At 67.4% G+C, this 25,956-nt stretch carries 24 protein-coding genes; 21 read left to right on the forward strand and 3 right to left on the reverse strand.

Annotated elements, in window-relative coordinates:
* Nucleotides 1-166: 166 nt before the first annotated feature.
* Complete coding sequence (locus KXV01_RS15200) at nucleotides 167-2,554, reverse strand: TonB-dependent receptor (protein WP_111097326.1); 2,388 nt, start codon at nucleotides 2,552-2,554, stop codon at nucleotides 167-169.
* A gap of 335 nt (nucleotides 2,555-2,889) precedes the next feature.
* Here KXV01_RS15200 and KXV01_RS15205 point away from each other — a divergent pair, with 335 nt between their 5' ends.
* Nucleotides 2,890-4,755 carry an ABC-F family ATP-binding cassette domain-containing protein gene (locus tag KXV01_RS15205; RefSeq protein ID WP_111097325.1) on the forward strand — a complete coding sequence of 622 codons (1,866 nt, stop codon included), beginning with the start codon at nucleotides 2,890-2,892 and terminating at the stop codon, nucleotides 4,753-4,755.
* Nucleotides 4,756-4,833: 78 nt separating this feature from the next.
* On the opposite strand, the gene ampR is transcribed toward KXV01_RS15205, so the two are convergent.
* Complete coding sequence (ampR, locus tag KXV01_RS15210; RefSeq protein WP_099487616.1) at nucleotides 4,834-5,700, reverse strand: LysR family transcriptional regulator AmpR; 867 nt, start codon at nucleotides 5,698-5,700, stop codon at nucleotides 4,834-4,836.
* Between the two features lie 174 nt (nucleotides 5,701-5,874).
* Between ampR and blaL2 the strand changes: the two genes are divergently transcribed.
* The 4 genes from blaL2 to KXV01_RS15230 all read left to right on the forward strand — a co-directional run bounded on the left by blaL2 (nucleotide 5,875) and on the right by KXV01_RS15230 (nucleotide 10,464).
* Nucleotides 5,875-6,786 (forward strand): L2 family extended-spectrum class A beta-lactamase, encoded by a 912-nt coding sequence (gene blaL2 / locus KXV01_RS15215; protein WP_049415333.1) that lies wholly within the window; start codon nucleotides 5,875-5,877, stop codon nucleotides 6,784-6,786.
* An 86-nt stretch (nucleotides 6,787-6,872) separates the two neighbouring features.
* Entirely contained in the window at nucleotides 6,873-8,102 is a 1,230-nt protein-coding gene (locus tag KXV01_RS15220) for a cation:proton antiporter (RefSeq protein ID WP_111097324.1), read from the forward strand.
* Nucleotides 8,103-8,206: 104 nt separating this feature from the next.
* Nucleotides 8,207-9,763 carry a glycosyltransferase family 39 protein gene (locus tag KXV01_RS15225; RefSeq protein ID WP_049441311.1) on the forward strand — a complete coding sequence of 519 codons (1,557 nt, stop codon included), beginning with the start codon at nucleotides 8,207-8,209 and terminating at the stop codon, nucleotides 9,761-9,763.
* A gap of 59 nt (nucleotides 9,764-9,822) precedes the next feature.
* Nucleotides 9,823-10,464, forward strand: a complete 642-nt coding sequence (locus KXV01_RS15230; RefSeq protein WP_100478642.1) for a hypothetical protein — start codon at nucleotides 9,823-9,825, stop codon at nucleotides 10,462-10,464.
* Between the two features lie 133 nt (nucleotides 10,465-10,597).
* Here KXV01_RS15230 and KXV01_RS15235 read toward each other — a convergent pair whose 3' ends face one another.
* The gene (locus KXV01_RS15235; RefSeq protein ID WP_263467908.1) at nucleotides 10,598-11,344 is read right to left on the reverse strand and encodes a DUF3011 domain-containing protein; all 747 of its coding nucleotides are present in this window, start codon (nucleotides 11,342-11,344) and stop codon (nucleotides 10,598-10,600) included.
* A 158-nt stretch (nucleotides 11,345-11,502) separates the two neighbouring features.
* Between KXV01_RS15235 and aspS the strand changes: the two genes are divergently transcribed.
* The 16 genes from aspS (at nucleotide 11,503) to ybgF (ending at nucleotide 25,858) form a co-directional block, all read left to right on the forward strand.
* Nucleotides 11,503-13,254 carry an aspartate--tRNA ligase gene (gene aspS, locus KXV01_RS15240; RefSeq protein WP_049415340.1) on the forward strand — a complete coding sequence of 584 codons (1,752 nt, stop codon included), beginning with the start codon at nucleotides 11,503-11,505 and terminating at the stop codon, nucleotides 13,252-13,254.
* Nucleotides 13,255-13,270: 16 nt separating this feature from the next.
* Entirely contained in the window at nucleotides 13,271-13,603 is a 333-nt protein-coding gene (locus KXV01_RS15245) for a DNA primase (protein ID WP_111096140.1), read from the forward strand.
* A 31-nt stretch (nucleotides 13,604-13,634) separates the two neighbouring features.
* The gene (locus KXV01_RS15250; RefSeq protein ID WP_049415346.1) at nucleotides 13,635-14,156 is read left to right on the forward strand and encodes a GNAT family N-acetyltransferase; all 522 of its coding nucleotides are present in this window, start codon (nucleotides 13,635-13,637) and stop codon (nucleotides 14,154-14,156) included.
* A gap of 75 nt (nucleotides 14,157-14,231) precedes the next feature.
* Nucleotides 14,232-14,864, forward strand: coding sequence for an alpha/beta fold hydrolase (locus KXV01_RS15255; protein ID WP_049415348.1), 633 nt, complete (start codon nucleotides 14,232-14,234; stop codon nucleotides 14,862-14,864).
* 175 nt (nucleotides 14,865-15,039) lie between these two features.
* Entirely contained in the window at nucleotides 15,040-15,771 is a 732-nt protein-coding gene (locus tag KXV01_RS15260; protein ID WP_005418519.1) for a YebC/PmpR family DNA-binding transcriptional regulator, read from the forward strand.
* A 105-nt stretch (nucleotides 15,772-15,876) separates the two neighbouring features.
* A complete protein-coding gene (gene ruvC, locus KXV01_RS15265; protein WP_005418518.1) occupies nucleotides 15,877-16,398 on the forward strand; it encodes a crossover junction endodeoxyribonuclease RuvC in 522 nt (173 codons plus the stop codon).
* A 13-nt stretch (nucleotides 16,399-16,411) separates the two neighbouring features.
* Nucleotides 16,412-17,005 carry a Holliday junction branch migration protein RuvA gene (gene ruvA / locus KXV01_RS15270; protein WP_005418517.1) on the forward strand — a complete coding sequence of 198 codons (594 nt, stop codon included), beginning with the start codon at nucleotides 16,412-16,414 and terminating at the stop codon, nucleotides 17,003-17,005.
* A gap of 49 nt (nucleotides 17,006-17,054) precedes the next feature.
* The gene (locus KXV01_RS15275; RefSeq protein WP_049415352.1) at nucleotides 17,055-18,974 is read left to right on the forward strand and encodes a potassium transporter Kup; all 1,920 of its coding nucleotides are present in this window, start codon (nucleotides 17,055-17,057) and stop codon (nucleotides 18,972-18,974) included.
* A 126-nt stretch (nucleotides 18,975-19,100) separates the two neighbouring features.
* Complete coding sequence (gene ruvB / locus KXV01_RS15280) at nucleotides 19,101-20,141, forward strand: Holliday junction branch migration DNA helicase RuvB (RefSeq protein ID WP_005418515.1); 1,041 nt, start codon at nucleotides 19,101-19,103, stop codon at nucleotides 20,139-20,141.
* Nucleotides 20,131-20,562, forward strand: coding sequence for a tol-pal system-associated acyl-CoA thioesterase (ybgC, locus tag KXV01_RS15285; protein WP_049413323.1), 432 nt, complete (start codon nucleotides 20,131-20,133; stop codon nucleotides 20,560-20,562). Before ruvB ends, ybgC begins: the two co-directional genes overlap by 11 nt.
* 10 nt (nucleotides 20,563-20,572) lie before the next feature.
* Complete coding sequence (gene tolQ / locus KXV01_RS15290) at nucleotides 20,573-21,352, forward strand: protein TolQ (protein WP_005410752.1); 780 nt, start codon at nucleotides 20,573-20,575, stop codon at nucleotides 21,350-21,352.
* A gap of 24 nt (nucleotides 21,353-21,376) precedes the next feature.
* A complete protein-coding gene (gene tolR, locus KXV01_RS15295; RefSeq protein ID WP_005410751.1) occupies nucleotides 21,377-21,805 on the forward strand; it encodes a protein TolR in 429 nt (142 codons plus the stop codon).
* On the forward strand, nucleotides 21,795-22,850 hold the full coding sequence (tolA, locus tag KXV01_RS15300) for a cell envelope integrity protein TolA (RefSeq protein ID WP_049413325.1): 1,056 nt from the start codon (nucleotides 21,795-21,797) through the stop codon (nucleotides 22,848-22,850). Before tolR ends, tolA begins: the two co-directional genes overlap by 11 nt.
* Before the next feature lie 283 nt (nucleotides 22,851-23,133).
* Complete coding sequence (gene tolB, locus KXV01_RS15305; protein ID WP_005418511.1) at nucleotides 23,134-24,453, forward strand: Tol-Pal system beta propeller repeat protein TolB; 1,320 nt, start codon at nucleotides 23,134-23,136, stop codon at nucleotides 24,451-24,453.
* 64 nt (nucleotides 24,454-24,517) lie between these two features.
* Nucleotides 24,518-25,036 carry a peptidoglycan-associated lipoprotein Pal gene (pal, locus tag KXV01_RS15310; protein ID WP_005418510.1) on the forward strand — a complete coding sequence of 173 codons (519 nt, stop codon included), beginning with the start codon at nucleotides 24,518-24,520 and terminating at the stop codon, nucleotides 25,034-25,036.
* 3 nt (nucleotides 25,037-25,039) lie between these two features.
* Entirely contained in the window at nucleotides 25,040-25,858 is an 819-nt protein-coding gene (ybgF, locus tag KXV01_RS15315) for a tol-pal system protein YbgF (protein ID WP_019660125.1), read from the forward strand.
* The last annotated feature ends 98 nt before the right edge of the window (nucleotides 25,859-25,956 follow it).

A 25,956-nucleotide genomic window follows, 5' to 3' on the forward strand; every position in this document is an offset into this window, starting at 1 on the left:
CCGCTGATTATGCACGGGACGACCTATGAGGCGCGTGCAACAGAGCACAGCCTGGAAACCGGGTGCAGGAGCTGGCAACGGTATACGGTCAGGACCGCGCCTGCCCCGGGGCCGCGGGCGGGTGTGTGGAGCAGCGCCGGGCAGGGCCCGGCGCACCCATTACCGCTTACCAGGTGTACTTGATCCGCCCGTACACATACGCGCCGTTGAAGCCGAACGGCGAGTAGTTGCTGTACGGCAGCATGCCGAAGGTGGAGTTCTGCAGGTCTTCGGTGCGGTCCGGGTACTTGTCCAGCAGGTTGTCGGCGCCCACGGTCAGGGTCCAGTTGCTGCTGGGCTTGTAGCTGGCCGAGGCATCCACCACCCAGGCATCGCCGTAGGTCTGGTCGCGCAGCGCGGTGGCAGAGTTGCGCACGGTGAATTTGCCGTAGCGGGTCGCGGCCAGGCCCAGTTCCCAGTGGTCCGAACGCCAGGTGCCGCTCAGGATCGCCTTGTCGCGCGGGTAGCTGTCCTCGATGCGACCGATCTCATCACGGCCGATCAGCGACTGGGTCAGGCCCAGCGTGCCGAATACCGCCGGAGTGCCGCCGACACGGCGCACTTCGGTGTCGTTGTAGCTGTAGGCGGCGGTCAGCTCCAGGCTGCTGGCGCTGAACGGCACCGTGTAGCTGGAGACAAAGTCGACACCGCGGGTGCGCGTATCCAGGCCGTTGGTGAAGTAGGAGAACGCGGTCACCTGCGGCAGGCCCAGGGTGCCCAGCAGCGCGCTGGTCGCGGCATTGGTGGTGATGCTCGACGACAGCGCGATGCGGTCATCGATGTCGATCTGGTAGGCATCGACGGTGATGTACAGGCGGTCGACCGGCTGCAGTACCAGGCCCAGGCTGTAGGAGGTGGAAGTCTCGGCCTTCAGCGGCGAGGCGCCCAGCGCCTGCGCGGCCGGGCTGGTGGTCGGGAAGGTGCCGCGCTCGACGAACACGCCATTGAGGAACTGGCTGGTGACCGCCTGGTAGCCCTGCTGCGCCAGCGATGGTGCACGGAAGCCGCTGGAGGCGGTGGCACGCAGCGCGACCTTGTCGGTGAACGCATAGCGCGCCGACAGCTTGCCCGAGAAGCGGTCGCCGAAGTCCGAGTAGTCCTCGTAGCGGCCGGTGATGCCGGCCGAGAACTTCTCGGTCAGGTCCGCTTCCAGGCCGGCGTAGACCGCGTAGTTGTGGCGGTCGGCATGCACTTCATTGGTCGGGGTGAAGCCCGCGAAGCCCTGCGCGCCGCTGCCGGTGTACGAGTTCAGTTCGCCCGGGTTCTGGTCCCACTTCTCCTTGCGGTACTCACCGCCGAAGGACAGCGTGACCGGGTAGGCCAGGCCCCAGTCCAGCGACTTGGTCAGATCGGCATTGAAGATGTCCTGCTGGTACTTCAGCGTACCGTCGTAGAACGAGCGCGGGCTGGTCGCACCGAGGCTGTAGTTGATGCTGTTGCGGGTGTGGAAATCGAGGGTGTTCTCGCCGTGGTTCAGGCTCAGGTCCCAGGTCCAGCCGCTGTCGGTGTTGCCCTTGACCCCGGCCACCAGCGAGCGGTCCTTGGAATACTGGTTGATCTCCGGCACGTAGCCGTCCGGGTAGGTCTGCGCCAGCAGCGCGCTCTGCCCGCTGTGGTTGCGCGAGCGGTAGAACGCGAACGAGGTGATGTCGCGGTTGCTGAGCAGCGCGCTGGCGTAGCCGGCCACGTGGTCGCTGAAATCGAAGCTGGCGTTGGCGGAGGCTGCGGTGGCGTCCACGCGCGGGTCGCCGACGATGAAGGTCTTCTGGCCGATGCTCGGGAAGTTGCCGGTGTTCGGCGTGGTGCCGCGGTACGGGCCGGCGCGGTTGCTCTCGTCCTGCTGGCTGATCTGGCCGGCCACGTGCACGCGGCCACGGCCGTTGCCGAACTCGACGCCGGTATCGCCGGAAAGCTGGTACTTGTTGCCGTCGCCGGCCGAGTACTGGCCGTAGTCCACTGCCAGGCTGCCGCCACGGCCGCTGCCCTTGAGCACGATGTTGATGACGCCGGCGATGGCGTCCGAGCCGTACTGCGCCGAGGCGCCGTCGCGCAGCACTTCCACCCGCTCGATGGCGGCGATCGGGATCGCGTTGATGTCCACCGCCGACGAGCCACGGCCGATGCTGCCGTTGACGTTGATCATCGCCGAGGTGTGGCGCCGCTTGCCGTTGACCAGCACCAGCACCTGGTCCGGCGACAGGCCGCGCAGCTGCGCCGGGCGCACGCCGCTGGTGCCGTCGGTCAGGGCAGGGCGTGGGAAGTTCAGCGAGGGCAGGGCGCGTGACAGGGCGGTGGCCAGTTCGCTGGTGCCGGTGGACTGCAGTGCTTCGGGGGTGATGATGTCGATCGGCGACTGCGATTCGGCGACCGTGCGGTCGGCCACGCGGGTGCCGGTGACGATCACCGTGTCCAGGGTGTTGGCGGCGGTGCCGGCCTGCTGGGCGGCGGCGACGAACGGAGAGCCACCGAGTGCGACAGCGACGGCGGCGGCGATCAGGCTGGTCTTGCGGGTCATCGGGATGGGGCTCCGGTTGGCGGGGGCGGCACCGGAATCGACATCACGGGGGTGAGGCGGACGGCGGTTGTTGCGGTGCGCAATACAGCAATTAACGGGATATTCAGTGCCTGTCAAATGCCGGTCATCGGGAAAAACGTTGCAGCAGCAACCATTTAGCCCGGACAGGCATCGGCGGGGAGGAGACCCGGGACGCGCGCGGCGGGGACGTGGGAGAGAGGAACGTCGGCCACTGCGCATCCCGGGACGCGTCAAGTATTCGTTAACGCTAGAATTGCGTCGCAGGAACAGTGCTCACCAGCACATTCCATCCGGTTATATGGACCCCTCCCCCGATGATCTCCCTTCGTAATTTCGCCTTGCGCCGCGGCGAGCGGCTGCTGTTGTCCAATGTCGACCTGACCCTGCACGCCGGCTACCGGGTAGGTGTGGTCGGCCGCAACGGTGCTGGCAAATCCAGCCTGTTCGCGGCGGTGAAGGGCGAGCTGGAGGCCGACAAGGGTGACGTCGACCTGCCCGGCAAGGTCCGTATCGCCAGCGTGGCCCAGGAAACTCCGTCGCTGCCGGACCCGGCGCTGAGCTTCGTGCTGGGCGGCGATACCGAGGTGGCCGCGGTGCTGGCCGAAGAGGCCGAGGCAACCGCCCGCGAAGACTGGGAGGCGGTGGCCAACGCACACACGAAGATGGCCGAGATGGGCGCCTACGACGCCGAAGCGCGCGCCGGCAAGCTGCTGCACGGGCTCGGCTTCCCCGCCGAGACGCACCACCGCGCGGTGTCTTCGTTCTCCGGTGGCTGGCGCGTGCGCCTGAACCTGGCCCGTGCGCTGATGATGCCCAGCGACCTGCTGCTGCTCGACGAACCGACCAACCACCTCGATCTGGACGCGGTGTACTGGCTGGAACAGTGGCTGCTGAAGTACCCGGGCACCCTGCTGCTGATTTCGCATGACCGCGAGTTCCTCGACAACGTGGCCACCCACACCCTGCACCTGCACGGCGGCGGCGCCAAGCTCTACCCGGGCGGCTACACCGATTTCGAGCGCCAGCGCGCCGAACAGCTGCGCCAGCAGCAGATCGCGCACGAGAAGGAGCAGGCCGAGCGTGCCCACCTGCAGAGTTTCATCGACCGCTTCAAGGCGCAGGCCAGCAAGGCCGCGCAGGCGCAGAGCCGCATGAAGCGCCTGGCCAAGCTGGCCGGCACCGAAGCGGTGCGCGCCGAACGCGAGTTCCGCATCGAGTTCGCGCCGCCGGCCAAGCTGCCGTTCTCGCTGATCCGCCTGAACCACGTCGAGGCCGGCTATGGCAAGGACGCGGTGATCCTGCACAACGTCGGCTTCGGCCTGGAAGCGGGCCAGCGCATCGGCCTGCTCGGCCCCAACGGCGCCGGCAAGACCACCCTGGTGAAGACCCTGGTGGGTGAACTGGCGCCGATCGTCGGCGAGCGCATGGCGCACCCGGACCTGAGGATCGGCTACTTCGCCCAGCACACGGTGGAGTCGCTGCACGAGGGCCAGTCGCCGATGGAGCATTTCCGCGAGATCGCCCCGGACGCACCGAACCAGTCGTTCCGCGATTTCCTTGGCAAGTGGAATTTCCCGGGCGACCGCGCGTTCGAGCCGGTGGATGGTTTCTCCGGCGGCGAGCGCGCGCGCCTGGCGCTGGCGCTGATCGCCTGGCAACAGCCGAACGTGCTGCTGCTGGACGAACCGACCAACCACCTTGACCTGGAAATGCGCGAAGCGCTGGCCGAGGCACTGGCCACCTTCGAAGGCGCGATCGTGATGGTCTCGCATGACCGCCACCTCATCGGCCTGGTCTGCGATACCTACTGGCGCGTGGCCGATGGCGTGGTCGAACCGTTCGATGGCGACCTGGATGCCTACGCCGCGTGGCTGCGCACCCGTCCGCAGGCGCAGGGCACCAAGGCGCGCATGGAGCAGGTGGAAGAGCCGGTGGTGGTCAAGACCGCCCCGGTGGCGCAGGTGGTGCAGAAGAAGCCGGTGAACCCGCACAAGCTGGCGGCCGCCGAGGCCAAGGTGGCCGAGCTGGAAGGTGCGCTGGCCGAACTGGATCGCCAGCTGGCCGATCCGGCCAACTACGCCGATGCGACCCGCATGGCGGTGATCGGACGTGACCGCGAAACCACCGCCGCGCAGCTGGAAAAAGCTGAGGCAGCGTGGATGGAGCTGCTGGAGTCCTGACCGGTCGTGCCGGCCGCTGGCCGGCAGCGCGATGCGCTCACAAGGATCCAGGGGTTGCCGGCCAGCGGCCGGCACTACCTATGCGCGCTGCGCCTGCAGCCATTCGCGGAAGCGCTTGGCCGGCTCGCGCTCGGCGCGCGAGCGCAGCCGCGTCAGCCAGTAGCGGCCCAGCTCCAGCGTGGTGCCGAACGGCTGCAGCAGGCGGCCTTCGGCCAGTTCCTGCTCGAACATGCGCAGCGGCAGCAGCGCCACGCCGGCTCCCCCGGCGGCGGCCATCGCCACCGTCAGCGAGGAATCGAACACCGGCCCGCGCGCTTCCACGCCGCTGACGCCGGCCGCCTGCAGCCAGCGCGGCCATTCGTCGCTGCGGTAGGAGCGCAACAACGGCAGCGTGGCCAGGTCGCGCGGCTGTTTCAGCCGCCGCGCCAATGCCGGTGCGCACAGTGGCGCGAACGGCGCATCGAGGATCGCCGTGCAGGCCTGGCCCTGCCAGTCGCCATCACCGAAGCGGATGGCCAGGTCCAGCCCTTCGCCGGCCAGGTCGATGCGGTTGTTGTGGGTCTGCAGGCGCAGCTCGATATCCGGGTGCGCGGCCTCGAATGCGGCCAGCCTTGGCAGCAGCCAGCCGGTGGCGAAGGTACCGACCACGCCCAGCGTCAGCACTTCACGGGCCGGCCCGCCGGTGTAGCGCGCGATGCTGGCAGAGATGCGTTCGAACGATTCGTTGAGCACCGGATACAGCGCCGCGCCTTCGTCGGTGAGGGCCACGCCGCGCGGCAGGCGATGGAACAGGCGGATGCCGAGCCGGTCCTCCAGCCCACGGATCTGATGGCTCAGCGCGGCCTGGCTGACACACAGCTCCAGCGCGGCACGGGTGAAGTTCTGGTGGCGGGCGGCGGCCTCGAACGCGCGCAGGGCGTTCAACGGCAGGGTGGGGTGCAGCATCGTGCAGTCGTGAGCTGGAGTGATGGCTGATCCTACCCTGTCAATGAAGTTGTTCGTAACAGCAGTGGGTTGAATGCAGCAGCCATGAATAATATTCATGTCTCTCGCTGATATTTCGCGCTGGTCGCCCATCGTGCTGGCCTGAATAATCGAGTGGTTGCCAGGAGATTCCGTATGCTCGCCCGTCGCCGATTCCTGCAGTTCAGTGGTGCCGCCGTCGCTTCTTCGCTTGCCCTGCCGTTGCTGGCGCGTGCGGCAGGCAAGGCCAGCGCACGCGCACCGACCGAGGCTGCCATTACCACCGCCAACGATTTCGCAGCGCTGGAGATGGCCTGCGCCGGCCGCCTGGGCGTGACCCTGCTCGACACCGCCAGCGGCCGCCGTTTGGGTCATCGCCAGGATGAGCGCTTCCCGATGTGCAGTACCTTCAAGAGCATGCTGGCGGCCACCGTGCTCAGCCAGGCCGAGCGCATGCCGGCATTGCTGGACCGGCGCGTGCCGGTGCGCGATGCCGATCTGCTCACGCACGCACCGGTCACCCGTCGCCACGCCGGCAAGGACATGACCGTGCGCGATCTGTGCCGGGCCACGATCATCACCAGCGACAACACCGCCGCCAACCTGCTGTTCGGCGTGGTCGGTGGCCCGCCCGCAGTGACCGCGTTCCTGCGCGCGAGCGGTGATGCGGTGAGCCGCAGTGACCGGCTGGAGCCGGAGCTGAACAGCTTTGCCGAGGGCGATCCACGCGATACCACCACGCCGGCGGCGATGGCCATGACCCTGCAGCGTGTGGTGCTGGGCGATGTGCTGCAACCGGCGTCGCGGCAGCAGTTGTCCGACTGGCTGATCGACAATGAAACCGGAGATGCCTGCCTGCGCGCGGGACTCGGCAAGCGCTGGCGGGTGGGTGACAAGACCGGCAGCAATGGTGAAGACGCGCGCAACGACATCGCCGTCCTGTGGCCCTTGTCCGGCGGCGCGCCGTGGGTGCTGACCGCCTATCTGCAGGCCGGCGCGATCAGCAACGAGCAACGCGCCGGGGTGCTGGCGCAGGTGGGGCGCATTGCCGATCGCCTGATCGGTTGAGGTAACCGGGAGTCATCCAGAAACGGCTTGCCGGATCGGTTCAGCGCGCGCATCCTGCGCGCGTTCCAACCCCACGGAAGACCCCGATGAGCCATGAGTTGATCTACCTGCTGCTGATCTTCGCGCTGCTGGTGATCCCGCGCGCGTTGCAGCGTTTCAGCCTGCCTGCCCCGTTGACCTGCCTGTTGTTCGGCATCATCGGCATGCTCTGGCTGGGGGATCAGGCACATGATGCGGTGATCGGACTGCTGGCCACCCTGGGCATTTCCTCGCTGTTCCTGTTTGCCGGCCTGGAAGTGGATCTGCAGGCGCTGCGCCGGGGCATGTGGCCGCTGCTGGCACATCTGGTCATCCGTACCGGCACGTTGTTCGGCGTCGGCTGGTTGGCCTGGCGTTACGCAGGATTGCCGTGGCAGGCCGCCGGGCTGCTGGCGTTGGCGCTGCTGACGCCCTCCACCGGCTTCATCATGGACTCGCTGTCGCGGTTGGGCCTGAGCGAGGACGAACGGTTCTGGGTGACCAGCAAGGCCATCGCCGGCGAACTGCTGGCGCTGGCGGCGTTGTTCATCGTGCTGCAGGCCGGTGATCCGGGGCACATGGCGCTGTCCAGCCTGGCGCTGCTGGCGATGATGGTCGGCCTGCCGCTGCTGTTCATCGCGCTGGGCCGCTGGGTGGCGCCGCACGCGCCGGGCTCGGAGTTCTCGCTGCTGGTGATGGTCGGCATGGTGGCGGCCTACATCACCTACCTGCTGGGCGTGTACTACCTGGTCGGCGCGTTCATCGCCGGCCTGGTCGCGCGCCTGCTGCACCAGCGCATGCCGCTGCTGGCCTCGCACGAGAACCTGCACGCGCTGCGCCTGTTCGCTTCGTTCTTCGTGCCGTTCTATTTCTTCAATGCCGGCACCAAGGTGCCCAGCGAAGCCCTCAGTTTCGAGGCCCTGGGGCTGGGCATCGTGATTACCCTGGTGGTGCTGCCGCTGCGCATCGGCGTGGTCTGGCTGCAGCGCCGGGTGATGTTCGGCGAGAGCTTCCGCAGCAGCCTGCGGGTCTCGCTGGCGCTGGCTCCGACCCTGATCTTCACCCTGGTGCTGGCGGCGATCATGCGCGAGCGTTTCCAGATTCCAGCGGTGCTGTTCGGCGCGCTGCTGCTGTACGCCGCACTGACCACGCTGCTGCCGTCGCTGGTGTTCCGCACACCGTTCGATGTCGATCCGGTGGAGCAGGAGCCCGCGGGCGAGGGCGAGGCCGCACCGGTGGCGGCCACCGAAGCCATCCATGCCGCGCCGCTGAAGGCGCCGCTGCCACCGCAGGGCTGAGCCGCAGCCGCGTGCAGCGGCTTGCACTCCCGCGCGCCAACACAGACACTGCGCGCCCGTGAAGCGCGCCCTGTCGTGGGCGGCCACAGTCAGGAGCAACAGGCGTGACCCAGGAAAGCAACCCAGACCGCAGCCTGTTGCCGGGCAAGATCCTGTTGTGGTTCTCGGCGGTCGCGCTGCTGGTCCTGCTGGGCTGCAGCTGGTCGATGCCCCCGGTCGATGCCTCCGGTTTCCGGCAGACGCAGACTGCACTGTCGATCGACTGGTTGCTGCGCGGCGGTCCCTGGCTGGACTACGTGACCCCGGTGCTGGGCGCGCCCTGGTCGATCCCGTTCGAGTTCCCGTTTTACCAGTGGTTGGCGGCGTTGCTGTCCAGCGTCACCGGCATGAGTGCCGACAACAGCGGGCGGCTGGTCTCCACCGTCTTCCATGCCGGCTGCATCTGGCTGGTCTACCGCACGCTGCTGGCATGGCGCCCTGACCGCACGCTGGCGCTGTGCGTGGCCGGCGCATTCGCCGTCTCACCGTACGCGCAGTTCTGGGGGCGCTCGGTGATGATGGAGTCCAGCGCGGTGTTCTTTGGCCTGCTCTTTGTCTGGGCGATGGCACGCCTGCGCAGCCAGCCGCGCGTGTGGGTGGGCCTGGTTGCCGTCGTCGCGGCGGTGCTGTCGGCGGCCATCAAGGTGACTTCGTTCTTCGGCTTTGCCGCGTTCGTTGCACTGGCCTTCCTGTGGCTGGCCCTGCGCGAGCACGGCTGGCGCCCGCGGTGGCTGCAGCAGCATTGGCAGCTGCTGTTCTGGGGTGGCCTGTCCGCGCTGGCCGTGCTGGCCACGCTCAGCCTGTGGCTGCAGCATGCCGATGCACTGAAGGCGCAGTCGGCGCTGGGCCGGCAGATCACCTCCGATGCACTGTCCACCTGGAATTACGGCACCCTGCAGCAGCGCCTGGATCCGGCTACCTGGTGGGGCACGGTGTTCAAGAAGCGCTTCTCCGGTGCGATCGGCTCCAACTGGATCTTCCTGGTCTTCGTCATCGCCGGGCTGTGGCAGAAGCGCACGCGCACGGCGGTGGCTGTCCTGCTGCTGGCCTACCTGGCGCCGTTCCTGGTCTTCACCAACCTGCACATCGCCCATCCCTACTACCAGGCGGCCAATATCGTGTTCGCCACGTCGATCATCGGCCTGGTGCTGTGGTCGACGGTGCTGGCGGCCGAAGCGGCGGGCAAGCCGCGCCGTGGCGTTGCGCTGGCGATCTTCCTGTGCGTGTTGTCGGTGGGCTTTGGCCTGGTGAAGTCGCTGAAGGACATCAAGGAAGCACGCGAGCCGACACCGGTTTCGCAGATCGCCGAGGCCATCCGGACCGGCACCACGGCGCAGGGCGTGGTGGTCGCGTTCGGCCAGGACTGGTCCTCCGAGCTGCCGTATTTCTCCGGCCGCCGTGCCGTGATGATTCCGGACTGGGCCTCGGACGACGTGCTTGCGTCGTTGGCCGCAGATGATGCAGCACTGGGGGGCTTGCCGCTGGCCGCACTGGTCAACTGCCCCAGCCAGGTAGGCAGCAGCCCCGAGCGCGTGCAATGGCTGGCCGAGATCACCCGCCGCTATGCCGCCGGTGGCCGGAAGCAGGACGTGGGCGGTTGCGAGGTCTGGCTGCACCACTGAGGTGACGTGGCCGGTGCGCAGGGTTTGCGCGCATCGGCCGGGGTCGTTAGGGTTGGGGCATGAAACTGCCTGCCGTTGTCACCGCTTCCGCCCTCCTGCTCAGCCTTGCTGCCTGTTCGCAGCGTTCCGATACGGTCGCCCATGATCTGGCGACCGCACCGGCCGATGCCTTCATGGCCGCCATCGCCGCGCATTGCGGCCAGGCCTATGAGGGCCGGGTGGTGGAGGACACGCCGGCGCCGACCGGCAAGGACCCGTTCGCCGGCCAGCGTCTGGTCATGCATGTGCGCGGCTGTGCCGACCCTGCCCACGAGCTGCGGATTCCCTTCCATGTGGGGGATGACCACTCGCGCACCTGGGTGCTGAGCCGCACCGGAAATGGCCTGCGTCTGAAGCACGACCATCGCCACCCGGATGGCAGCGCGGATGCGATCACCCTTTACGGGGGCGACAGCACGCCGCCGGGCACCGCCGAGCGCCAGCAGTTCCCGGCGGACACCGATTCGGTGGCGATGTTCCGTCGTGCCGACATGCTTGCGTCCACGCACAACACCTGGGCGATGGAGATCGACCCGGACCAGACCTTCGTCTACGAGCTGGCCCGCCCGGACGGCCGCCGCTTCCGCGTGAAGTTCGACCTGAGCAAGCCGGTCGATCTGCCGCCGCCGCCGTGGGGCGACGACAAAGCGCCCGCACCATGATCGCGGGGTCGGATGCCTCCTGTGGAGCGCTCCGACCCCGGAAAGACCCCCGGCAGATCCGCGTCATGCGTGGATGCGGGAAACCTGGTCGGGTCAGAGTCCCGGCCGCTGGCCAGGGATCCGCCCCCGCAACTCAACGCGTACCGAAGCGCGCCCGGCAACCATTGCTCACCCACACCTGGCCACGTGCGTAGCCCCAGCTGCGGCCCTCCTGGCAGGCGCTGCCGGACAGCTGCTGCTGCAGCACCGGCCGGCCCTGGCGCTCATCCCAGTCGCAGTTCTGCGTGCGGTTGTTGTTGCTGCTGCAGGTGATGGAGTAGTTGCTGTTACCGCCGCCCCAGCCACCGCCCCCGCCGCCACCCCATCCGCGAGCTTCGGCGAATTCGGCGCGGCAGCCGTTGCTGACCCACACCGCGCCATTGCGCACCCCCCAGGTACGGCCTTCGTCGCAGGGGCTGCCTGACAGCTGGCGGACCAGGCGGGCGTTGCGCCAGCCGACCGGGCAGCTGCGTTCGCGATTGTTCTGGCTCTCACAGCGGATGGTCTCGCCGGGGCGGCCGTTGTTGCCGCCCCAGCCACCGTCGTTGCCGCCGCCCCAGCCACCACGGGCTTCGACGAATTCGGCGCGGCAGCCATTGCTGACCCAGATGCTGCCATTGCGGCTGCCCCAGGTGCGGCCCTCGTCGCAGGCGCTGCCGGACAGCTGGCGGACCAGCTGCGCATTGCGCCAGCCTGTATTGCACACGCGTTCTCGGTTGTTCTGGCTCTCGCAACGGATCACCCCGCTTTGCGCGGCGGCCGGGGCAGAGGGCAGGGCGAGCGTGGCGATGGTGCCTAGGCTCAGGGTCACGGCCAGGCTGGCCAGGGACAGCGGATTCATGGCGGCATCCCATACGGTGGCAGGTGCCTGACTATAGGGAGGGGGATGATCAAGCCGGTGTGACTGGCCGGATTTGCCCCGGCCGGGGCCTCGGCCGCAGAATACGAGGCTTTCCGGCCCCCATCCGGCGCCGGCGTTCTCCAGCGGAGCTTCCCCCAATGCGTACCCACTTCTGCGGCCTGGTCGACGAGACCCTGATTGGCCAGACTGTCACCCTCGCCGGTTGGACCGACGTGGCCCGTAACCAGGGCGGCGTCTGCTTCATCGATCTCCGCGATCATGAAGGCATCGTGCAGGTGACTGTGGAGGTCGACAACGCCGAAGTGTTCGCCGTGGCGGCTTCGCTGGGCTACGAGGACGTGCTGCAGGTGGAGGGCGTCGTGCGCGCCCGCCACGCGGTGAACGACAAGATGCGCACCGGCAAGGTGGAAGTGATCGCCACCGCCATCACCGTGCTGAACAAGGCTGCACCGCTGCCGTTCCACGCCCACGAGAACCCGGGCGAGGAAACCCGCCTGAAGTACCGCTACCTGGACCTGCGCCGTCCGGAAATGCAGCGCATGCAGCGCACCCGCATCAAGCTGGTGCAGGCCCTGCGCCGCCACCTGGACGAGAAGGGCTTCCAGGACATCGAGACCCCGATCCTGACCAAGGCCACCCCGGAAGGCGCGCGCGACTTCCTGGTGCCGGCGCGCATGCACCCGGGCGAGTTCTATGCCCTGCCGCAGAGCCCGCAGCTGTTCAAGCAGATCCTGATGGTGGCCGGCTTCGACCGTTACTACCAGATCGCGCGCTGCTTCCGCGACGAAGCGCTGCGTGCCGACCGCCAGCTGGAGTTCACCCAGCTGGACATGGAATTCGCCTTCGTGCGCGAGCGCGACGTGCAGGACTTCGTCGAAGACATGATCCGCGCCATCTTCAAGGAAGTGGTCGACGTCCAGCTGGATGCCAGCTTCCCGCGCATGACCTGGGCCGAGGCGATGCGTCGCTACGGTTCGGACAAGCCGGACCTGCGCATCGCGCTGGAGCTGGTCGACGTGGCTGAACTGGTCAAGGACAGCGAGTTTGCAGTGTTCACCGGCCCGGCCAACGATGCCGAAGGCCGCGTCGCCGCGCTGCGCATCCCGGGCGGTGCAGCGCTGAGCCGCAAGCAGATCGACGAGTACGCCGCGCACGCTGCCAAGTACGGCGCCAAGGGCCTGGCCTACATCAAGATCGCCGACAACGGCGAAGTCAGCTCGCCGATCCAGAAGTTCTTCAGCGAGGCCTCCTTCGCTGCGCTGGTCGCCCATGTTGGCGCCGGCAACGGCGACATCGTGTTCTTCGGTGCCGGTGGCTACAACAAGGTCTCCGACTTCATGGGCGCGCTGCGCCTGAAGGCCGGCAAGGACTTCGGCCTGGTCGCCGACGGCTGGGCGCCGCTGTGGGTCACCGACTTCCCGATGTTCGAATGGGACGAGGAAGAACAGCGCTACGTCGCCCTGCATCACCCCTTCACCGCACCGGCCGTGGATGACATCGCCGACCTGCGCGCCAACGCCCGTACCGCCGTTTCGCGCGGCTACGACATGGTGCTCAACGGCAATGAAATCGGCGGTGGTTCGATCCGTATCCACCGCCCGGACATGCAGAGCGCAGTGTTCGAGCTGCTCGGCATCGGCGCCGAAGAGGCCCGCGCCAAGTTCGGATTCCTGCTCGACGCGCTGAACTACGGCGCGCCGCCGCACGGTGGCATCGCCTTCGGCATCGACCGCATCGCCGCGCTGATGGCCGGCACCGAATCGATCCGCGACGTCATCCCGTTCCCGAAGACCACCGGTGCACAGGATCTGATGACCGACGCGCCGTCGCCGATCGTCGACGCGCAGCTGGCCGAAGTGCACATCCAGGTTCGCCCCAAGACCAACTGATCAGGAGATCCAGGCAATGACCGAGTTTGCGTTTTCGCTGGAGTGGGAAAAGCTGGGCAATGAAGGCTCCGAGGCCAACCTGGTCACCGAGCGTGCACGTGTGTTCGGTGGTTGGCTGGTCCGCGTCGGTACCAACCCGGCGGCGATGGCCCTGACCTTCGTCGCCGACGGCGAAGGCCGTTGGGACGGTGAAGACTTCGGCGTCGAGGATTACGAGGACGACGAAGAGGAAGAGTACGACGAGGACGAGGAAGGCGAGGAAGAAGAGGACGAGGACGAAGAGGAGTACGAGGAAGAGGACGAGGAAGAGGACGAGGAAGAAGAAGCGGAGTCGCCTGAAAAGGCTTGACCCCCGCTTCGCCCTGGCGTCAACTTCCTGCATGTATTCGATCCGCCGCGCCACTGTGGACGATGCGCCGACCCTGTCGGCGCTGGCCGCCCGCACGTTCACCGAAACCTTCGGCCATCTGTACCCGCCGCAGGACCTGCAGGCCTTCCTGGAGGAGGCCTACACGGTCGAGCGCCAGCGCGTGATCCTGGCCCACCCCGATTACGCGGTGTGGCTGCTGGAACTGGATGGGGAGGCGGTCGGCCATGCCGCCGCCGGACCCTGTGGCCTGCCGCATCCGGATGTGAAGCCCGGTGATGGCGAACTCAAGCGCCTGTACCTGATCAAGACGCAGCAGAGCTGCGGCTGGGGCAGCCGCCTGCTGGAAACCGCGCTGGCCTGGCTGGAGCGCGAAGGCCCGCGCACGCTGTGGCTGGGCGTGTGGTCGGAGAACTTCGGCGCGCAACGCTTCTACGCCCGCTATGGTTTCGAGAAGGCCGGCGAGTACCTGTTCCCGGTCGGCGATACCAACGATCTTGAATTCATCCTGCGCCGCGCACCGCGCGCGGCCTGACGTTCACCGCCGCTTGCTGCGCGCGCGTGTTCAATCACCTCACGTTCCTGCCCCGCTGACCGCCAGGCTGTTTGCATGACTCCCCCCGTATTGCTGCTGCATGGCATCTGGAATGCCCGCGCCTGGGTCGGGCCGCTGGCCTGGCGCCTGCGCGCGCGTGGTTTCCAGGTGCATGCGTTCGGTTACTCCTCGGTGTTCGGTGGTCCCGACGTGGCGGTGCCCCAGCTGCTGGAGCGGCTGGCCGATGCCGGGCCGTTGTCGCTGGTCGGCCACAGCCTGGGAGGGTTGCTGGCGCTGGAAGCGCTGCGGCGCAATCCGCAGCTGCCGGTGCAGCGGGTGGTCTGCCTGGGCTCGCCGCTGCGCGGCAGTGGTACCGCACGCTCGTTGTCCGAGCACGGCTGGGGCCTGGCGCTGGGACGCAGCAGCGAGCTGCTGCTCGACGGCCTGCCGGACTGGCAGGGCAGGGCCGAGGTTGGCCTGATCGCCGGCTCGGTGCCGCATGGGCTGGGCAGCCTGCTGGGTGCCATCGACGATGCCTCCGATGGCACCGTGGCACTGGCCGAGACCCGGCTGCCGGGCCTGGCCGACCATTGCGTGGTCCGCACCAGCCACAGTGGCCTGGTGGTGTCGCCCGACGCCGCTCGGCAGACCGCGCATTTCCTGCGTCATGGCAAGTTCGACCACAGCCGCGACGCGGTGGCGGCCTAGGGGCAGGGAGCCAGGGCCGCCCTGTAGAGCCGGGCCCATGCTCGGCTGCATTCGGTCGGGCCCATGGAGCCGGGCATTGGCTCGGCTCTACAACAATACGGGCCTAGACACGGTTGCAGCGCCCGATCAGGTAGAATCCGCGCCTTGATCCTGAAGCAGCCAGACGGTAGCACCCATGGGTAGAGGCCCCTCCATCGAAGCCCGCAAGAACGCGTCCGACGCGAAGCGCGGCAAGATTTTCACCAAGATCATCCGCGAGATCGGCGTTGCCGCGCGCGGCGGTGGAGGCGACCCCAACAACAATCCGCGCCTGCGCGTGGCCGTGGACAAGGGCCTGGCCGTGAACATGTCCAAGGACGTGATCGAGCGTGCCATCAAGAAGGCGACCGGTGAGCTGGAAGGCGTCGACTACGAGGAAGTCCGCTACGAAGGCTACGCGCCGGGTGGCGTGGCCGTGATCGTCGACTGCCTGACCGACAATCGCGTGCGCACCGTGGCCGATGTCCGCCATGCGTTCAGCAAGTGCGGTGGCAACATGGGCACCGAGGGCTCGGTGGCCTTCATGTTCAAGCGCCTGGGCGTGCTCAGCTTCGCCGCAGGGGCCGACGAGGAAGCCATCACCGAAGCGGCCATTGAGGCCGGTGCCGATGACATCGTGGTCTACCCCGATGACGGCTCGATCGATGTGGTCACCAGCCCTGACGCGTTCAACGCGGTGAAGGATGCGATGGCCGCCGCCGGCCATGTCGCCGACCACGCCGAGATCACCTTCCGCGCGGACAACGACATCAAGGTTGAAGGCGACGTCGCCCTGCAGGTCAAGAAGCTGCTGGACATGCTCGAAGACCTGGACGACGTGCAGGACGTGTATTCCAACGCCGAACTCGGCGCCGACGCCTACGCCTGAGCCGTCTTCGACGGCCTGGGCGCGGGCCGTTGAACGGTCACCGCGGACAGTCATGAGCCCATACGCCTGCCAGCGCATCCCGTTCCGCCCCGCCAGGAGTGCAGCATGACCCGCATCCTCGGCATCGACCCCGGTTCGCAGCGGACCGGGGTCGGCATCATCGATGTCGATGCCGCCGGCCGCGTCACCTACGTGCACCACCAGCCACTGGTGCTGCTGGGCGCCGACGACTTCCCGCAGCGCATGAAGCTGCTGGTGCTGGGCCTGGCCGACCTGTGCCGCGAGTACCAGCCGCAGGAAGTGGCCATTGAAAAGGTGTTCATGGCCCGCAATCCCGATTCGGCGCTGAAGCTGGGCCAGGCCCGGGGCGCGGCGATCTCGGCCGTGGTGCTGCGCGACCTGCCGGTGCACGAATACGCCGCCAGCGAGATCAAGCTCGCCGTGGTTGGCCGTGGTGGCGCCGAAAAGCAACAGGTTCAACACATGGTCGGGCTCATGCTCAACCTGAAAACCAAGCTGCAGGCCGACGCGGCCGACGCGTTGGCGGTGGCGATCACCCATGCCCACGTACGGGCAACGGCCAACCGCCTGGGGCTCAGTGCCCGCCAGGCGTGGGGCCGCAAATGAGGAGCTGCACGCAATGATCGGTCGACTGCGCGGCATCGTCGCCTACAAGGCGCCGCCGTGGCTGGTGGTGGACGTGAACGGGGTGGGCTACGAACTGGAGGCGCCGATGAGCACCTTCTACGACCTGCCCGAGCTCGGCCGCGAGGTCACGCTGTACACCCACTACGCGCAGAAGGAAGACAGCGTTTCGCTGTACGGCTTCCTGCGCGAGGGTGAGCGGCGCTTGTTCCGCGACGTGCAGAAGGTCAGTGGCATCGGCGCGAAGATCGCGCTGGCGGTGCTGTCCGGCGTTTCCGTCGAGGAGTTCGCGCGCATGGTCCAGGCCGGTGACATCACGGCGCTGACCCGCATCCCCGGCATCGGCAAGAAGACTGCCGAGCGCATGGTGCTGGAACTGCGTGACCGCGCCGCCCAGTTCGGCGCCGGCGGCGCGCTGCCCACCGGCAGCGGCCCAGCCCCGGCCGACCCGCTGTCCGATGCCACCGTGGCCCTGCAGCAGCTGGGCTACAAGCCGGCCGAAGCGGCACGCATGGCCCGCGACGCCTTCAATGAAGGCGACGAGGTAGCCACCGTGATCCGCAAGGCGCTGCAGTCGGCGCTGCGCTGAGCCGCGTCCCTTTCCTTCAACGAACCGCCTGAGCATCGCCAGGAGTCCCATGTCCAGCAGTCAAACCCCGCACGCAGCTGCCTCCGGCAGCCACGGTCACGCCCCTCCAGCAGGAGGCATGGCGCTGATCATCGGTGCGATCGGCGTGGTGTTCGGCGATATCGGTACCAGCCCGCTGTACACGCTGAAGGAGGCGTTCTCGCCGCACTACGGGCTCAACAGTGACCACGACACCGTGCTGGGCGTGCTGTCGCTGGCGTTCTGGGCGCTGAACATCGTGGTCACGCTGAAGTACGTGACCATCATCATGCGCGCCGACAACGACGGCGAGGGCGGCATCATGGCGCTGATGGCGTTGACCCAGCGCACGCTGCGCAACGGCTCGCGCTCGGCCTACGTGGTCGGCATCCTCGGCATTTTCGGTGCCTCGCTGTTCTTCGGCGACGGCGTGATCACCCCGGCGATATCGGTGCTGGGTGCGGTGGAAGGCCTGGAGGTGGCCGCGCCGGGCCTGCATGCCTTCATCGTGCCGATCACGGTGGTGGTGCTGTTGATGGTGTTTGCGGCGCAGCGCTTCGGTACCGAGAAGATCGGCAAGGCGTTCGGCCCCATCACGTCGGTCTGGTTCATCTCGCTGGCGGCGATCGGCATCTACAACATCGTCGATGCGCCGGAAGTGCTCAAGGCATTCAACCCGTGGTGGGCGATCCGCTTCTTCATGGAGCACAGCTGGCATGGGATCTTCATCCTCGGCGCAGTGGTGCTGGCGGTGACCGGTGGCGAGGCGCTTTACGCCGACATGGGCCACTTCGGTGCCAAGCCGATCCGACACGCCTGGTACTTCTTCGTGCTGCCGTGCCTGGTGCTGAACTACCTGGGGCAGGGCGCACTGGTGCTCAACCACCCCGAGGCGCTGAAAAACCCGTTCTTCGAGGCGGTGCCGCCGTGGGCGCTGTACCCGATGATCATCCTGGCCACCATGGCGGCGGTGATTGCCTCGCAGTCGGTCATCACCGGTGCGTTCTCGGTCTCGCGTCAGGCGATGCAGCTGGGCTACATCCCGCGCATGCGCATCAAGCACACCTCGCACGACACCATCGGCCAGATCTACATCCCGGGCATCAACTGGGGCATCGCGGTGATGGTGATCGGCCTGGTGCTGGCCTTCCGCAGCTCGTCCAACCTGGCGGTGGCCTACGGTATCTCGGTGTCGGCCACCATGCTGATCGACACCCTGCTGCTGGCCCTGGTGGCCCGTTCGCTGTGGCCGAAGGCGCGCGCCTGGCTGCTGCCGCTGTGCGTGGTGTTCTTCATCATCGACCTCGGCTTCGTCATCGCCAACGGTGCCAAGCTGCTGCAGGGCGCCTGGTTCCCGGTGGTACTGGGGATCTTCCTGTTCACCATGATGCGCACCTGGCGCCGTGGCCGCGAACTGCTGCGCGATGAGATCCGCAAGGACGGCATCCGCCTGGATACCTTCCTGCCTGGGCTGATGCTGGCACCGCCGGTGCGCGTGCCGGGCACTGCAGTGTTCCTCACCGCCGACCCGACCGTCGCCCCGCATGCGCTGATGCACAACCTCAAGCACAACAAGGTGCTGCACGAACGCAACGTGTTCCTGCACGTGGAGACCCTGCCGATCCCGTATGCGATGGAAGGGCAGCGGCTGAAGATCGAATCGGTGGGCGACGAGTTCTACCGCGTCTATGTGCGCTTCGGCTTCATGGAAACCCCGGACGTGCCGCTGGCGCTGATGCGCTCGTGTGACCACGGTGGCATCTACTTCGACCCGATGGACACCACCTTCTTCGCCAGCCGCGAAACCATCGTTGCCACCGCCAACCGCGGCATGCCGATCTGGCGCGACAAGCTGTTCGCGCTGATGCACCGGAATGCCGCGCCGGCCACGGGCTTCTTCCGTATTCCCGGCAACCGCCTGGTCGAACTCGGGGCCCAGGTCGAGATCTGAGGTCTGGTAGTGCCGGCCGCTGGCCGGCTTCCGCCGCACCACCGGTGTTCATGGGGTTGCCGGCCAGCGGCCGGCACTACCGTGCTTCCGGCCCCGGAATGCAACCATTTACCGCATAATCACGGTATGACCGACGACCGCATCATCGGCGCCGGCGCCACCCGCGAGGATGACGCCGCCGACGCCAGCATCCGCCCCAAGCGCCTGGCCGACTATCTTGGCCAGGCCCCGGTGCGCGAGCAGATGGAGATCTACATCGAAGCGGCCAAGGGGCGCGGCGACGCGCTCGACCACGTGCTGATCTTCGGGCCGCCCGGCCTGGGCAAGACCACGCTCAGCCACGTCATCGCCAACGAACTGGGCGTGGCCCTGCGGGTGACCTCCGGCCCGGTGATCGAGAAGGCCGGCGACCTCGCCGCGCTGCTGACCAACCTGCAGCCGCACGACGTGCTGTTCGTGGACGAGATCCACCGCCTGTCGCCGGTGGTCGAGGAAGTGCTGTACCCGGCGATGGAAGACTTCCAGATCGACATCATGATCGGTGAGGGCCCCGCGGCCCGTTCGATCAAGATCGACCTGCCGCCGTTCACCCTGATCGGTGCCACCACCCGCGCCGGCCTGCTGACCGCGCCGCTGCGCGACCGCTTCGGCATCGTCCAGCGGCTGGAGTTCTACAGCGTCGAGGAGCTGACCCGGATCGTGCGCCGCTCGGCCACCATCCTCGGCATCGACTGCACCGCCGATGGCGCCGGCGAGATCGCGCGCCGCGCGCGCGGCACCCCGCGTATCGCCAACCGCCTGCTGCGCCGCGTGCGCGACTATGCGCAGGTGAAGGCGGGCGGCCACATCGACGAGGCCGTGGCGCAGGCCGCGATGAAGATGCTCAAGGTTGATCCGGAAGGCTTCGACGAGCTCGACCGGCGCCTGCTCAAGACCCTGGTCGACTACTTCGATGGCGGCCCGGTCGGGATCGAGTCGCTGGCCGCGGCGCTGTCCGAGGAGCGCGGCACGCTGGAAGACGTGGTCGAGCCGTACCTGATCCAGCAGGGCTTCCTGGTGCGCACCGCGCGCGGCCGCATGGCCACCCACAAGGCCTACCGGCACATGGGCCTGAAGCCGAAGAACCCGCCGCAGGACCTGTTCGCGGAGGTTCCCGATGTCGGTTGAGCCACTATTCAGTTGGCCGACACGCATTTACTGGGAAGATACCGACGCAGGCGGCGTGGTCTACCACGCCCGCTATGTGGCCTTCATGGAACGGGCCCGGACCGAATGGATGCGTGCGCTCGGCTACGGCCAGGAGCGCATGCGCGCCGAGCATGGGATGGTCTTCGCGGTGCGCTCGATGCAGATGGATTTCATCAAGCCGGCACGGCTGGATGACACCCTGCAGGTGAGCGCCCGCCTGGTCCAGCTGAAGAAGGCCAGCATGGTCTTCGACCAGCAGATCCTGCGCGACGGCGAGCTGCTGCTGTCGGCCCGGGTCCGCATCGCCGCACTGGAAGCGGCCAGTTTCCGCCCGCGTGGCATGGACGAGGCCGTCCTTGCCATGCTGCAACCCCACCTCCACCCCGAATCCGAACACTGAGGAACAACGGATGATCGCAACGCTCCTGGCCCTGCAGGCCACGGTCACCGAGGCACTGCCGGCCGACGTCAGCAACGCCGCGACACAGACCCTTGCCCAGGCCACCACCGGCGGCGGCATCAACTACCTCGAACTGATGGCCAAGGCCAGCCTGCCGGTGAAGATCATCGTGCTGCTGCTGCTGGTCGGCTCGTTCGTCAGCTGGGTGATCATTTTCCGCAAGGCCCGCGTGTTCAAGCAGGCCACCCGCGAAGCCGACGAGTTCGAGAACCGCTTCTGGTCCGGCGCCGACCTGGGCAAGCTGTACAGCGCCGCCACCGACCGCAGCCGCAGCGTGACCGGCCTGGAAGCCATCTTCGAAGCCGGTTTCCGCGAGTACACCCGTCTGCGCGACAAGCGCCGCCTGGATGGCCGTGCGCAGCTGGAAGGCGCGCAGCGCGCCATGCGCACCACCTACACCCGCGAAGTGGACCAGCTTGAGCGCAACCTGGAACTGCTGGCCAACATCGGTTCGACTGCCCCGTACGTGGGCCTGGTCGGTACCGTGTTCGGCATCATGGTGACCATGCACGACATGATCAGCAGCGGTGCGCAGGCCGGTATCGCCGCCGTCGCGCCAGGCATCTCCGAAGCCCTGTTCGCCACCGCCATCGGCCTGTTCGTGGCGATCCCGGCGGTGTGGGCCTACAACCGCTTCACCACCCGCGTGGAGCGCATGTCGGTGCGGTTCGAGACCTTTGCCGAAGAGTTCAGCTCCATCCTGCAGCGCCAGAGCGCTGGCGACGAGTAAGCGCCTGACCCGGGAGTCCAAGCCATGTCCGCTGCCATCGGTCGCCGCAAGCGCCGCAAGCTGAAATCGGAAATCAACGTCGTTCCCTACATCGACGTCATGCTGGTGCTGCTGATCATCTTCATGGTCACCGCGCCGCTGCTCACCCTGAGCTTCGACGTCGACCTGCCGCAATCCAACGCCAAGGCGCTGGAAAGCAAGCAGGACCCGGTGATCGTCTCGGTGCGCCAGGACGGCCAGCTGAGCCTGAAGCTGCCCGATGCCAAGGAACCGACCGCCGTGTCGGCCGAGGAACTGGAAGGCCGCCTGGCAGGCATCGCCGCCCAGGACAAGGGCGTGCGCGTGATCGTCGCCGCCGACCGTGCCGTGGCCTATGAAAAGGTCATCGCCGCGATGGATGTGATCAAGCGCGCCAAGGTAGACAAGGTAGGCCTGGCCACCGATGCACGCTGACGCCCTGCCACCTCCACAGCAGCGCGAACCCGGCTGGGGCCTGCCCCTGGCGCTGGCGTTGCTGGTGCACCTGCTGGTCGCGCTGGTCTTCATCGTGGCCTGGTTCTGGTCACCCGAGCGCAACACCGACGCCGCCGCCGGTGATCCGTCGGTGGAGGCCAGCCTGGCGCTGTCCGCGTCCGAGGCGTCCGCCGCCCGCCAGGCCCTGCGCCAGTCCGAAAAGCTGGAGGACCTGCCGCCGCCGGTGGCCGAGCCGGATCCGGTGCCGGAAGACACCATTCCGCCGCCACAGCCGATTCCCGAGCCGCGCCCACAGGACGCCCCCACGCCGCAGCAGCAACAGGCGCAGGAGCGCGTCGCGCAGCCGGATACCAAGGACCAGGAAGCAGTGAGCGCGCTGGCCATCTCGCAGGAGAAGGCGAAACAGGAACAGGAAGCCAAGCGCCGCCAGGAGCAGATCGACCTGACCGAACGCAAGCGCCAGGAAGAGGCCGAGCAGAAGCTGCGCCTGGCCAAGCAGCAGGAAGAAGACGCGAAGAAGAAGCTGGCCGATCAGGCGCGCCAGGCCGCGGACAAGGCCGAGGCCGAGAAGCAGAAGAAGATCGCCGAGATCCGTGCCCGCCGCGAGCAGGCCGAAAAGGAAGCCAAGCTGGCCGAGCAGAAGCTGCGCCAGGTCGCCGCCGCGCGCAATGCCGCGGGCAGTGCCGCCGCCGGTGCCAGCGGTGCGTCCCAGCCGGCCGCCGGTGGCGGTGGCAACAGCGATGATCTTTCGGCCAAGTACGCCGCGGCGATCCAGGCCAAGGTCCTGTCGCAGTGGGTGCGCCCGGATACGGTGCCACTGGGCCAGCGCTGCCAGATCACCATCACCCAGATTCCGGGTGGCACGGTGATGCAGGCCAAGGTCAGCCCGAACTGCCCCTACGACGAGGCCGGCAAGCGTTCGATCGAGGCCGCCGTGCTCAACGCGCAGCCCCTGCCGTACCGTGGCTTCGAGTCGGTGTTCGCACGCACGCTCAACTTCACCTTTACCGCCCAGGATCGCTGAGGCGGGCAGGGCAGGGGGGGCTCGGGCCACTCCTGCCCACGGTTGTCGCGCTTGCCTCTGGTGTGCTCGGTTTCGACCGGGCAGGCTGTGGGCTGCTGTCGAACGCCGTCCTCCGGGGCGGCGTGACCAGGGCAGACGGTGCGATGTTGGCCACGACGTTAACGGTGCGTGAGAAGACGGGCTGGAACTGACCCGGAATTCACGTACCCTTGGTTCATGATTGCGAAGCGGTTCACTCCCGCTTTGTTATCCCTCGTTCCGGTTTCCCCTTATTGAGCGCTCCATGAAAAAGATGCCTCGCTGGCTTGCCGTGTTTGCGGCCCTGTTGCTGCCCTTTGCTGCCGTCGCGCAGCAGAAGGGGCTGGATATCGACATCATCGGCGGCAATGCCTCCGCGCTGCCGATCACCATCGTGCCGATGCCCTACCAGGGTTCGTCGGCCGCTCCGCAGACCGACGTCGCCGGCGTGGTCCGTGCCGATCTGGAGCGTTCGGGCCAGTTCCGCACGCTGCCGGAAGCGCAGATCGTCGAGAAGCCCGTGCGGGGAGGGGATATCCAGTTCGCGACCTGGCGCGCGCTGAAGCAGAACTACATCGTGGTCGGCCGCGTGCTTGATGCCGGTGCCGGTGCCTACCGCGTCGAGTACGAACTGTTCGACGTGCCCAAGGGCGAGCGCCTGCTGGGCCTGGCGATGACCGCCCGTGGCAATGCCATGCGCGACGTTGCCCACCAGATGGCCGACGCCATCTACGAAAAGATCACCGGTGTGCGCGGCGCCTTCTGGACCCGCATCGCCTACGTGACCGCCAGTGGCAAGGGCGACGCCATGCGCTACGCGCTGATGGTGGCCGATTCCGATGGTTTCAACCCGCAGACCATCGTGCGCTCGGCCGAGCCGCTGCTGTCGCCGTCGTGGAGTCCGGATGGCAGCAAGCTGGCCTACGTCAGCTTCGAGCGTGGCAATTCGGCCATCTACATCCAGAACATCGGTACCGGTGCGCGCGAGCTGGTCACCAGCTTCCGCGGCATCAACAGCGCCCCGGCGTTCTCGCCGGACGGCCGCAAGCTGGCCCTGACCCTGTCGCGCTCCGGTAACCCGGAAATCTACGTGATGGACCTGGGCAGCAAGCAGCTGACCCAGCTGACCAACCACTTCGCCATCGATACCGAGCCGACCTGGGCACCGGACGGCAGCGCGGTGTACTTCACCTCCGATCGCGGCGGCCGTCCGCAGGTCTACAAGGTCGGTGCCGGCGGCGGCAGCGCCGAGCGCGTGACCTTCCAGGGCAACTACAATGCCAAGCCGTCGGTGTCCTACGATGGCAAGAAGATCGCCGTCGCCCAGGGCTCGGGCAACAGCTACAAGATCGCGATGATGGACAGCTCGCTGGGCTCGCCGCGCTGGAGCACGCTGTCCCCGGGTTCGCTGGATGAATCGCCGAGCTTTGCGCCCAACGCAAGCATGGTGCTGTACGCCGCCCGCGAAGGTGGCCGTGGTGTGTTGTATGCCGTTTCGGCCGATGCGCGGGTTCGCCAGCGCCTGGTCCTGGCTGACGGTGATGTGCGCGAACCGGCATGGTCCCCATACCGTACCCAGCGCTAAAAGAGTGTTAATATTTTCGTTGTCTTGAACCCCTCATCGGCTTAGGAGCCACAAAGGTATCGCCATGAACAAGTCCACCCGCGTTCTGCTTGTTTCCCTGCTGTCTGTGGCCGTCCTGGCCGGTTGCTCGAAGAAGGTGAAGGAAGAGCCGGCAGCCCCGGTCGACACCGGCACCTCGACCACCACCCCGACCGGTCCGTCGACCTCCGGCCTGTACGGCCCGGGCGACCTGGACACCGACGCTTGCCTGCGCCAGCGCGTGGTCTACTTCGACCTGGACAAGGAAGACGTGAAGCCGGAATTCCAGGCCATCATGGCGTGCCACGCCAAGTACCTGCGTGACCGTCCGTCCTCGCGCATCACCCTGCAGGGCCACACCGACGAGCGCGGTTCGCGCGCGTACAACCAGGCCCTGGGTGAGCGTCGTGGCAACGGCGTCAGCTCGGCCCTGCAGGCCAACGGTGGTTCGGCTTCGCAGCTGACCGTCGTGTCCTACGGTGAAGAGCGTCCGGTCTGCACCGAGTCGAACGAGTCCTGCTGGTCGCAGAACCGTCGCGTCGAAATCGTCTACACCGCGCAGTAATCCATGCGCATTGGCATCAAACTGATGCTGGTCGTTGCGGCAGCCCTCGTGGCTGCCGCACCGGCGCACGCACAGCGACAGAGCCTGGCTGACCGTGTCGGCGCGCTCGAGCAGCAGATGTACAACAACAGTGCCAACCAGGACCTGTTGAACCAGATCAATCAGCTGCGGCAGCAGGTCACCAGCCTGCAGGCCTCGATCGAGCAGTTGCAGCATGACAACGCCCAGCTCAAGCAGTCCGCCCAGGACCAGTACCTGGATCTGGACAGCCGCCTGAACCGGCTGGAAGGGGGCAATGCCGCCCCGGCCCTGCCGCCTGTTCCGGCGAGCGCGCCGAAGGCCGCACCGGCCCCGGCAAAACCCGCAGCGGCGGCCACTTCCGAGCGGCCGCCTTCCGTCCATGGTGATGCTGGCAGCCTTGCCGCCACCGGCGACGAGCGCACCTCCTACAACGTTGCCTTCGATGCGTTGAAGGCCGGCAGGTACGACGATTCGGCGCAGCTGTTCCTGAGCTTCCTGGAGTTGTACCCGAACGGCGTCTACGCGCCGAATGCGCTGTACTGGCTGGGCGAGAGCTACTACGCCACCCGCAATTTCCCGATGGCCGAGACCCAGTTCCGAGAACTGCTCTCGCGCTATCCGACCCACGACAAGGCCGCGGGCGGCCTGCTCAAGATCGGCCTCTCGCAGTACGGCGAGGGAAAGGTCGACCAGGCCCAGCAGACGCTGGAGACCGTCGTGGCGCAGTACCCCGGCTCGGACGCCGCGCGCACCGCGCAGGACCGTCTGCAGTCCATCCGCCTGGGCAAGCAGATCCGCTGACCGGGCGTACAATACGCACCGTGGCGCTGGGCTGATGCCCGGCAGCCTCCTGTAGAGCCGAGCCCATGCTCGGCTGCTTTCGTTTCCGGCGCCGTGAA

Origin of the sequence: Stenotrophomonas sp. Ps181, assembly GCF_025697425.1 — a bacterium.
Lineage (GTDB): Bacteria > Pseudomonadota > Gammaproteobacteria > Xanthomonadales > Xanthomonadaceae > Stenotrophomonas > Stenotrophomonas sepilia.

Coding starts and splice junctions, on each gene's coding strand:
- blaL2 (WP_049415333.1), top strand. CDS start 5,875: ATGCTCGCCCGTCGCCGATTCCTGCAGTTCAGTGGTGCCGCCGTCGCT.
- pal (WP_005418510.1), top strand. CDS start 24,518: ATGAACAAGTCCACCCGCGTTCTGCTTGTTTCCCTGCTGTCTGTGGCC.
- tolB (WP_005418511.1), top strand. CDS start 23,134: ATGAAAAAGATGCCTCGCTGGCTTGCCGTGTTTGCGGCCCTGTTGCTG.
- ybgC (WP_049413323.1), top strand. CDS start 20,131: ATGTCGGTTGAGCCACTATTCAGTTGGCCGACACGCATTTACTGGGAA.
- KXV01_RS15235 (WP_263467908.1), bottom strand. CDS start 11,344: ATGAATCCGCTGTCCCTGGCCAGCCTGGCCGTGACCCTGAGCCTAGGC.
- KXV01_RS15205 (WP_111097325.1), top strand. CDS start 2,890: ATGATCTCCCTTCGTAATTTCGCCTTGCGCCGCGGCGAGCGGCTGCTG.
- KXV01_RS15200 (WP_111097326.1), bottom strand. CDS start 2,554: ATGACCCGCAAGACCAGCCTGATCGCCGCCGCCGTCGCTGTCGCACTC.
- KXV01_RS15275 (WP_049415352.1), top strand. CDS start 17,055: ATGTCCAGCAGTCAAACCCCGCACGCAGCTGCCTCCGGCAGCCACGGT.
- ruvC (WP_005418518.1), top strand. CDS start 15,877: ATGACCCGCATCCTCGGCATCGACCCCGGTTCGCAGCGGACCGGGGTC.
- KXV01_RS15260 (WP_005418519.1), top strand. CDS start 15,040: ATGGGTAGAGGCCCCTCCATCGAAGCCCGCAAGAACGCGTCCGACGCG.
- ampR (WP_099487616.1), bottom strand. CDS start 5,700: ATGCTGCACCCCACCCTGCCGTTGAACGCCCTGCGCGCGTTCGAGGCC.
- tolQ (WP_005410752.1), top strand. CDS start 20,573: ATGATCGCAACGCTCCTGGCCCTGCAGGCCACGGTCACCGAGGCACTG.
- ruvB (WP_005418515.1), top strand. CDS start 19,101: ATGACCGACGACCGCATCATCGGCGCCGGCGCCACCCGCGAGGATGAC.
- tolR (WP_005410751.1), top strand. CDS start 21,377: ATGTCCGCTGCCATCGGTCGCCGCAAGCGCCGCAAGCTGAAATCGGAA.
- ruvA (WP_005418517.1), top strand. CDS start 16,412: ATGATCGGTCGACTGCGCGGCATCGTCGCCTACAAGGCGCCGCCGTGG.
- KXV01_RS15255 (WP_049415348.1), top strand. CDS start 14,232: ATGACTCCCCCCGTATTGCTGCTGCATGGCATCTGGAATGCCCGCGCC.
- tolA (WP_049413325.1), top strand. CDS start 21,795: ATGCACGCTGACGCCCTGCCACCTCCACAGCAGCGCGAACCCGGCTGG.
- ybgF (WP_019660125.1), top strand. CDS start 25,040: ATGCGCATTGGCATCAAACTGATGCTGGTCGTTGCGGCAGCCCTCGTG.
- KXV01_RS15250 (WP_049415346.1), top strand. CDS start 13,635: ATGTATTCGATCCGCCGCGCCACTGTGGACGATGCGCCGACCCTGTCG.
- aspS (WP_049415340.1), top strand. CDS start 11,503: ATGCGTACCCACTTCTGCGGCCTGGTCGACGAGACCCTGATTGGCCAG.
- KXV01_RS15230 (WP_100478642.1), top strand. CDS start 9,823: ATGAAACTGCCTGCCGTTGTCACCGCTTCCGCCCTCCTGCTCAGCCTT.
- KXV01_RS15220 (WP_111097324.1), top strand. CDS start 6,873: ATGAGCCATGAGTTGATCTACCTGCTGCTGATCTTCGCGCTGCTGGTG.
- KXV01_RS15245 (WP_111096140.1), top strand. CDS start 13,271: ATGACCGAGTTTGCGTTTTCGCTGGAGTGGGAAAAGCTGGGCAATGAA.